The organism is Thauera linaloolentis 47Lol = DSM 12138, assembly GCF_000310205.1.
Classification (GTDB): domain Bacteria; phylum Pseudomonadota; class Gammaproteobacteria; order Burkholderiales; family Rhodocyclaceae; genus Thauera; species Thauera linaloolentis.
In genome coordinates this window covers 1-8,519 of the sequence record NZ_AMXE01000112.1, presented here as the reverse complement: position 1 = coordinate 8,519, position 8,519 = coordinate 1, and the positions used below count along the sequence as shown (strand labels likewise).

At 68.8% G+C, this 8,519-nt stretch carries 8 protein-coding genes; 2 read left to right on the top strand and 6 right to left on the bottom strand.

Going from position 1 to position 8,519, the window contains the following annotated elements; genetic code table 11:
• From C666_RS17585 to C666_RS17560, 6 genes are all read right to left on the bottom strand, one after another.
• Positions 1-759, bottom strand: a 759-nt coding sequence (locus C666_RS17585; RefSeq protein WP_004345741.1) for a septal ring lytic transglycosylase RlpA family protein, incomplete at its 3' end; no start/stop codon positions are given.
• A gap of 19 nt (positions 760-778) precedes the next feature.
• Positions 779-1,924, bottom strand: a complete 1,146-nt coding sequence (gene rodA / locus C666_RS17580; RefSeq protein ID WP_004345739.1) for a rod shape-determining protein RodA — start codon at positions 1,922-1,924, stop codon at positions 779-781.
• Entirely contained in the window at positions 1,921-3,891 is a 1,971-nt protein-coding gene (mrdA, locus tag C666_RS17575) for a penicillin-binding protein 2 (protein WP_004345737.1), read from the bottom strand. Before mrdA ends, rodA begins: the two co-directional genes overlap by 4 nt.
• A gap of 12 nt (positions 3,892-3,903) precedes the next feature.
• The gene (gene mreD / locus C666_RS17570) at positions 3,904-4,425 is read right to left on the bottom strand and encodes a rod shape-determining protein MreD (protein ID WP_004345735.1); all 522 of its coding nucleotides are present in this window, start codon (positions 4,423-4,425) and stop codon (positions 3,904-3,906) included.
• A gap of 3 nt (positions 4,426-4,428) precedes the next feature.
• Entirely contained in the window at positions 4,429-5,301 is an 873-nt protein-coding gene (gene mreC / locus C666_RS17565; RefSeq protein WP_028792370.1) for a rod shape-determining protein MreC, read from the bottom strand.
• A 73-nt stretch (positions 5,302-5,374) separates the two neighbouring features.
• Positions 5,375-6,418: a rod shape-determining protein gene (locus C666_RS17560; protein WP_004345731.1), complete on the bottom strand. Its 1,044-nt coding sequence runs from the start codon at positions 6,416-6,418 to the stop codon at positions 5,375-5,377.
• A gap of 172 nt (positions 6,419-6,590) precedes the next feature.
• Here C666_RS17560 and gatC point away from each other — a divergent pair, with 172 nt between their 5' ends.
• Positions 6,591-6,878: an Asp-tRNA(Asn)/Glu-tRNA(Gln) amidotransferase subunit GatC gene (gene gatC / locus C666_RS17555; RefSeq protein ID WP_004345730.1), complete on the top strand. Its 288-nt coding sequence runs from the start codon at positions 6,591-6,593 to the stop codon at positions 6,876-6,878.
• Positions 6,879-6,927: 49 nt separating this feature from the next.
• Positions 6,928-8,400 (top strand): Asp-tRNA(Asn)/Glu-tRNA(Gln) amidotransferase subunit GatA, encoded by a 1,473-nt coding sequence (gene gatA, locus C666_RS17550; protein WP_004345728.1) that lies wholly within the window; start codon positions 6,928-6,930, stop codon positions 8,398-8,400.
• Positions 8,401-8,519: the final 119 nt, after the last annotated feature.

The window sequence follows — 8,519 nt, the reverse complement described above, 5'->3', positions numbered from 1 at the left end:
GGACGGGGCGGGGGCCGGCGCGGTCTCCGCGTCGGCAGGCCGCGGCTGGCGGCCGCGCAGCGGCGGCACCGGTCTCGTGCCGGCCAGCAGGGGCAGTTCGTCGGGAAGGATCTGCTCGACCTCGACCTCCGCGCTGCCGGCATTGATGTAGCCCAGCTTGTGGGCGGCCGTGTAGGACAGGTCGATGACACGGCCCTTGTGGAAGGGGCCGCGGTCATTCACCCGCACCACCACCGTGCGCCCGCTGGCCAGATGCGTCACGCGCACGTAGCTCGGAATCGGCAATGTCGGATGCGCGGCGGTCATCGCATACATGTCGTAGGGTTCGCCGCTGGACGTCGGCTTGCCGTGGAAGCGGCGGCCGTACCAGCTCGCCCGCCCCTGCTCGCGGAAGGGCCGCAGCTCCGTGGCAGGCACGTAGCCCTGGCCGAAGACGTTGTAGGGGCGGTTGGCGAAACGGTGCAGCGGCTCGAGACGCGGCTCGGCATCCGGGATGGCATCGAGGTTTTCCGGCGGCACCTCGTCGGGGCCATCGTCCTTGTAGTAGCCGCCGCCCTTGCCCGCGGGCGCGGATGCGGTGGATGCAGGGGATTCGGCCGCGGCCGGGCCGGCGCCGCGCTTGGGGGCCGAACCGCAGGCCGACAACAAGGCGGCGGCAAGCACCACCAGCAGCGCGCCGGCCAGCGTGCAGCCGCGCAGCGGGAGGGTGGCCGGACCGGCGGCAGGCCCGGCATCGACCGGGACGGGATGGAACTTCATCGACACTCCGTAAAACCGTTCAGGCGCTGCGCGCCACCAGCCTGCTGCGCTGGATGCTCATCAGGATACCGATGCCCAGACACAGCGTGACGAGCGCGGTTCCCCCATAACTGATGAAGGGGAGCGGTACGCCCACCACGGGCAGGATGCCGCTGACCATGCCCATGTTCACGAAGGCATAGGTGAAGAAGATCATCGTGATCGCCCCCGCCAGCAGGCGCGAGGCATGCGTGGGCGCGAACGCGGCGATCGTGAAGCCGCGCAAGATCAGCAGCAGGTAGGTCGCCAGCAGCACGACGGCACCGGCCAGGCCGAACTCCTCGGCCAGCACGGCGAAGATGAAGTCGGTATGGCGTTCGGGCAGGAAGGCGAGATGGGTCTGAGTCCCTTCCAGCCAGCCCTTGCCCGACACGCCGCCCGAGCCGATGGCGATCGTGGACTGGATGATGTGGAAGCCCTTGCCGAGCGGGTCGCGCGTCGGATCGAGCAGGGTGCACACGCGCTGCTTCTGGTATTCGCGCAGCACCTGCCAATCGACCTCGGGCTGGCACAGCGTATCGCCGAAGGCAACGACCGAACCCAGGCCGATGACCAGCACGACGATCAGCGGAATGATCAGCTTCCACGACAGGCCCGCGAAGTAGATCACGTACAGGCCCGACGCGGCGACCAGCAGGCTGGTGCCGAGGTCGGGCTGGATCAGGATCAGGCCGACCGGCATCACCAGCAGCGCGCCGGCGACGAGGAAGTCGACGAAGCGCGTCTGCCCCTCGCGCTGATGGAAGTACCAGGCCAGCATCAGCGGCATCGAGATCTTCATGATCTCGGAAGGCTGGATGCGGGTGATGCCGATGTCGAGCCAGCGCCTGGCGCCCTTCGACACCTCGCCGAACAGATCGACCCCGATCAGCAGCACCACGCCCACCGCATACAGCGGAAGCGCGAAACGCAACAGGCGCGCGGGCGTCAGCCAGGCCATCACCCACATCGCCCCCAGCGCGATGGCGAAGTGCGCGGACTGGTTCTCGAGACGCTCCGGCGAGGCGCTCTGCATCAGGACCCAGGCATAGCCCAGCAGAACTGCGAGCAGCAGCATCAGGATCGGGTCGATGGGGCGCAGAAAGGCGCGCACGAGCGCGATCGGGTTGAAACGCCAGTTGCTCATCGCAGGCCCTCCGAGGCCGCCGGCCGCGGCGGCACAGCCGCACGCCCGAGTGCAGCCGCCGCCTCGGCATGCTCGCCGCCCTCCAGTTCGTCCGCCTCGACGTCTTCTTCCGCCGGCGCCCCCGCGCGCTGGTGCAGCAGGTAGTAATCCATGACCTGGCGCGCGATCGGCGCGGCCGACTGCGCGCCGAAGCCGCCGTTCTCGACCAGCACGGCAAGCGCGATCCTGGGCGCTTCGGCAGGCGCGTAGGCGATGAACCAGGAATGGTCGCGCAGGCGCTCGCTCACCCGGCCCTCGACATAGCGCTGGCCGCGCAGCGAGAACACCTGCGCCGTGCCGGTCTTGCCTCCGGAGGTATACGCCGCCCCCTGGAAGGCCCGCCTGCCGGTGCCGCTGCTATTCACGCCGACCATGCCGTCGCGTACCGCCTTGATGTTGGCGGGCTTGAGCGGGATCTCCCGCAAGGGTTCGGGCTCCACCGCGCGCCGCTGGCCGGTGCGCGAATCGACGACGTGGCGCACGATGTGCGGGCGATACAGCTTGCCGTCGTTGACCAGCGCCGCGAGCGCATTGGCGAGCTGCAGGGGCGTATAGGCGTTGTAGCCCTGGCCGATGCCGACCGAGATCGTCTCGCCGGCGAACCACTGCTGCTGTTCCGCGCGGCGGAAGCGCTGGCGCTTCCATTCCGGCGAGGGCAGCACGCCGCTCGCCTCGCCCGGCAGATCGATGCCGCTGCGCGATCCGAAGCCGAACGGCCCCATGAACCTGGCGATGTTGTCGATGCCCAGGTCGTGCGCCAGTTGGTAATAGTAGGTGTTGCACGAAACGACGATGGATTTGTGCAGATCGACCATGCCGTGGCCGCCGACCTTGTCGTCCATGAAGCGGTGGTTGCCGAGCGTGAAATAGCCGAAATCCGCGATCGCCTGGCTGGCCGTGCGCTTGCCCGTCTCCAGGCCGGCGAGCGCCATGAAGGGCTTGAAGGTCGACCCCGGCGGATAGGCGGAATAGATCGCGCGGTTCAGCAGCGGATGGTCAGGCGACTCGTTGAGCGCCTTCCAGTCCTGCGTGGAGATGCCATCGACGAACAGGTTGGGGTCGAAGCTCGGCGTCGACACCAGCGCCAGCACCCCTCCGCTGGCCGGCTCGATCGCCACCAGCGCGCCGCGGCGCGCGCCGAAGGCGTTCTCCGCCACGCGCTGCAGTTCGATGTCGAGCGTCAGCTCCAGATCATTGCCCGGTATCGGCGGCGTACGCGACAAGGCGCGCACCGCACGCCCCCCGGCATTGACCTCGACCTGCTCCACCCCTGTGATGCCGTGCAGTTCGGACTCGTAGAACTGTTCCAGCCCGGCCTTGCCGATGTGTTGGGAGCCGCGATAGTTGGCCGTGTCTCCCGCCTCCTCGATGCGCTCGACGTCCCGCTGGTTGATGCGGCCGATGTAGCCCACCACGTGCGCCCCCACCGTGCCCTGCGGGTAGTCGCGCAACAGCCGCGCCTTCACTTCGACCCCCGGGAAGCGGTAGCGCTGCGACACGACCCGGGCGATCTCCTCGTCGCTCAGGCGGCTGCGCACCGGCACGCTTTCGAAGTTGCGGCTTTCTTCCAGCAACTTCATGAAGCGCCGCCGGTCGCGCGGCTCGATCGCCACCAGCGTGGCCAGCTCGTCCAGCGTGGCCTGGACATCGCCGACCTGCGACGGGGTGATCTCCAGCGTATAGGTGGCGTAGTTGCGCGCCAGCACGGCGCCGTTGCGATCGACGATGGAGCCGCGGTTGGGCACCTTCGGCAGCAACGCGATGCGGTTGTCCTCGGCGCGCGTCAGGTAGTAGTCGTGGCGCACCACCTGCAGGTAATAGAAACGCGCGCCGAGCAGGCCCAGGCAGACACACACGAACAACATCGCGACCACCACGCGCAGGCGGAAGCGGGCGAGTTCCTGGGCGGGCGCGCGAAACTCCGTCATCCGCCGCGGGCCTCAGATCGGCCGGTTGTCATCGCGGTCCACCGGCTGGTACTGCGGCAACAGCAGCAGCATCGACAACGGCGCCCACAGCACGGTGCTGCTCAGGCTCGAAAGGAAGTACGACCAGCCCGGGAACTCGGCGCCCGCCAGCAGGCGGACCACCAGCATCAGCACCTGGATGAACAGGAACAAGGGCAGGAAATGGATTGCCTGCAACGCCAGCGGAAACCACAGCACCCGCCGCGCCGCGCCGTTGGCGAGATAGGCCAGCACCACATAGGCCAGCGCATGCTGGCCCATTGCCGCCCCCTGGCCGACATCGACCAGCAGGCCGAGCACGAAGCCCGCCCCCATGCCGATGCGCTGCGGCTCGCGCACGCACCAGATCGCCAGCACCAGCGCGACCCAGTCGGGAATCCCCGGCACCCGTCCGGTCGGGATGTATTCGAGCCCGAGCGCGACGAGCAGGCTGAGATAGACGAACCACAGCTTGACCGGCAGCAGGATGCGGCTGGAACGATTGGTCGGCTGCATGCTTCAGCGTTCCTTCGGATCCGGCGCCGGCGGCGGCGGATAGGCGGTGCGGCCGATCACCAGTACCTGCACGCTGGTCTCGATGGCCGCCAGCGGCTCGCAGTCGATACGGGCGAAAGCGTCGGACACGCGGTCGACCCCGGTCACTTGCGCCACCGGCAGGCCGGGCACGAAGATACCGTCCAGGCCGGACGTGACGAGCTGGTCGCCCTCGCGGATATCGGCGTCCGCCAGCACGAAGCGCATCTCCAGCCGGCCGCGGCCGGTGCCGAACAACACGCCGCGCACGCCATTGCGCACCACGCTCACCGGAATCGACTGGTTGCGGTCGGTGAGCAGCGTGACTTCGGACTGCACCGGATGAACGCGCGTGACTTGGCCGACCACGCCTTTCGCGTCCACCACCGCCAGCCCGGCCTCGACGCCCTGCTGCGCGCCCCGGTCGAGGATGACCTTGCGCGCGAAAGGGTCCGGCGCGTTGTACAGGATGTCGGCGGCGATGCTCTCGACCCCGACCCTGCGCGACATGCCGAGCAGTTCGCGCAACTGGGCATTCTCCTGCTCGAGCAGCTCGAAGCGCAGCAGGCGCTCGCCCGACGTGAGCCGCTGCCGGCGCAGATCGGCGTTCTCGAGCTGGACCTCGACCAGCGTGGCGAAGTAGCGAGAGGCGTTGCGCACGAAGTCGGCGGGCGTGGCGGCGGCCATCTGCAGCGGGTAGGTCACCACCGACAGAGCGTTGCGCATCACTTCCAGGTAGCGGAAGCGCAGATCGGCCACCAGCAGCACCAGGCAGACGGCCACGAACACGGACAGGCGCGCGATGGGCGCCAATCCGCGCTTGAAGATCGGGGGAGGCTGATGGCCGACGAGAGACATCCGGAAAACCAGGGGCCGTCAGGTTGAAGAGGATGACGAACGCGCGCCCCGGCCTGCAGGCCGGGGCGGCGAATCACTCGGAAGTGAAGATCGCCGCGAGCTTGTCCATCTTATCGAGCGCCATGCCGCAGCCGCGCGCGACGCAGGTCAGCGGCTCTTCGGCGACGACGACCGGCAACCCGGTCTCTTCCATCAGCAGGCGGTCGAGGTCGCGCACCAGCGCGCCGCCGCCGGTCAGCATCATGCCGCGCTCGGCGATGTCGGCGCCGAGTTCGGGCGGCGTCTGCTCCAGGCCGATCTTGACCGCGGACACGATCTGGTTGAGCGGCTCGGTCAGCGCTTCGAGAATTTCGTTGGACGACACCGTGAAGCTGCGCGGAATGCCCTCGGCCAGGTTGCGGCCCTTGACCTCCATCTCGCGCACCTCGGAGCCGGGGAAGGCGGAGCCGATTTCCTTCTTGATTTTCTCGGCGGTGGTCTCGCCGATCAGCATGCCGTAGTTGCGGCGGATGTAATTGACGATGGCCTCGTCGAACTTGTCGCCGCCGACGCGGATGCTGCCCGAGTAGACGATGCCGCCCAGCGAGATCACGCCGACCTCGGTGGTGCCGCCGCCGATGTCCACCACCATCGAGCCGGTCGCATCCGACACCGGCAGTCCGGCGCCGATCGCGGCGGCCATCGGCTCTTCGATCAGGAACACCTGCGATGCGCCGGCAGCCAGCGCGGCGTCGCGGATCGCGCGGCGCTCGACCTGGGTGGAACCGCAGGGCACGCAGATGATGATGCGCGGCGACGGCGACAGCAGGCGCGAATCGTGCACCTTCTTGATGAACTGCTTGATCATCTGCTCGGTGACGACGAAATCGGCGATCACGCCATCCTTCATCGGCCGGATGGCGGTGATGTTGCCGGGCGTCTTGCCCAGCATCTGCTTGGCGGTGTGGCCGACGGCCTGGATCGAGCGCTTGGCATTGGGGCCGCCCTCGGTACGGATCGCCACCACCGAGGGTTCGTCGAGCACGATGCCCTTGCCGCGCACGTAGATCAGCGTGTTGGCGGTGCCGAGGTCGATCGCGAGATCGTTGGAGAAATAGGAACGCAGGAAACCGAACATGAGGCCTTCCGAAACCGGTGGAGTGGTTGAGCCGCGCGTACCGTACGAAATGGCTCGCATGCGGCAACGCGAACGCCCCGCCCGCGACCGCCAAGCGGTGTAGCCCCGGGCGGGGCAAAGACGATTATGATAACCTACAAACCTTTGTGGATTCAGCAGGTTTTGTTACCTCATGTCGCTGTCCAATGAACAAGTCGGGCACCTCGCCCGCCTCGCCCGCATCACCCTTTCCAACGCCGAAATCGACGCCACGCGCGACAAGCTCAACGGCATCTTCGGCCTCATCGAGCAGATGCAGGCGGTCGACACCGCCGGCGTCGAACCCATGAGCCATCCGCAGGAACTCGCCACCCGCCTGCGCGACGACGCCGTCACCGAGCCCGACCGGCGCGCGGCCTTCCAGCGGATCGCGCCGCAGACCGAGGCCGGGCTCTACCTGGTACCGAAAGTCATCGAATGATCCGCGGCGCGGCACCGCTGCCCGCGCCCTTACCTGGCTTGCCGAACACATGATCCACGCCTCCCTTCCGGAACTGCGCCGCGCGCTCGACGCCCGCCAGATTTCCAGCGTCGAACTCGCGACCCTGTTCCTCGACCGCATCGACGCGCTCAACCCCGCGCTCAACGCCTTCATCACCGTCGACCGCGAAGGCGCGCTGGCCGCGGCCCGCGCCGCTGACGAACGCATCGCCGCCGGCCAGGCCGGCGCGCTGACCGGCATCCCGCTCGCGCACAAGGACGTGTTCTGCACCGAAGGCGTACTGACCACCTGCGGCTCGAAGATGCTGTCGAACTTCGTCAGCCCCTACGACGCCCACGTCGTCGGCTTGCTGAAAGCGGCCGGCGCGGTCGGCCTGGGCAAGGCCAACATGGACGAGTTCGCGATGGGTTCGTCCAACGAAAGCTCGTTCTACGGCCCGGTGAAGAACCCGTGGCAGCTCGCACACGTGCCGGGCGGCTCGTCCGGCGGCTCGGCCGCGGCGGTGGCCGCGCGCCTGGCACCGATCGCCACCGGCACCGACACCGGCGGCTCGGTGCGCCAGCCGGCGGCCTTCTGCGGCATCACCGGCATCAAGCCCACCTACGGCCTGGTGAGCCGCTACGGCATGATCGCCTACGCCTCCTCGCTCGACCAGGGCGGCGCCTTCGGCGCCAGCGCCGAGGACTGCGCGCTGCTGCTGTCGGCGATGGCCGGCTTCGACCCGCGCGACTCGACCAGCCTCGAACGCCCGGCCGAGGACTACACCGCCGCGCTCGCCGCGCCGGCTTCGGCGCGGCCGCTCGAAGGCCTGCGCATCGGCCTGCCGCGCGAGTTCTTCGCCGAAGGCATGGCCGGCGACGTGCGTGCCGCGGTCGAAGCCGCGCTCGTGCAATACCGCGCGCTCGGCGCCACCACGGTCGAGGTTTCGCTGCCCAACGCGAAGCTGGCGATTCCCGCCTACTACGTGATCGCGCCGGCCGAATGCTCCAGCAACCTCAGCCGCTTCGACGGCGTGCGCTACGGCCATCGTGCGGCCGAGTACGGCGACCTCGCCGACATGTACGGCAAGAGCCGCGCCGAAGGCTTCGGCGCCGAGGTCAAGCGCCGCATCCTGGTCGGCACCTATGTGCTGTCGCACGGCTACTACGACGCCTACTACCTGCAGGCGCAGCGCCTGCGCCGCCTGATCGCGCAGGACTTCCAGGTCGCGCTGCAGCAATGCGACCTCATTGCCGGCCCAACCACGCCCACCACCGCCTGGGCGCTGGGCCAGATGGCCGACGACCCGGTGCAGATGTACCTGTCGGACATCTACACCATCGCCGTCAACCTCGCCGGCCTGCCCGGCCTGTCGCAGCCTTGCGGCTTCGGCGCGGACGGCCTGCCGGTGGGCCTGCAACTGGTGGGCGACTACTTCGGCGAAACCCGCCTGCTGAACGCCGCCTACCGCTTCCAGCAGGCCACCGACTGGCACGCCCGCCGGCCGGCGATCGCCGCCTGAGCGCCGATGCGCACCACGCCACGGCACCCGCTCCGCGCCGGCTTGGCCGTAGTCGCGGCCAGCCTGCTCGCGTCCTGCGCCACGCCGCCCTGGCCCGCCGCGCCGCCCTGGCCCGCCGC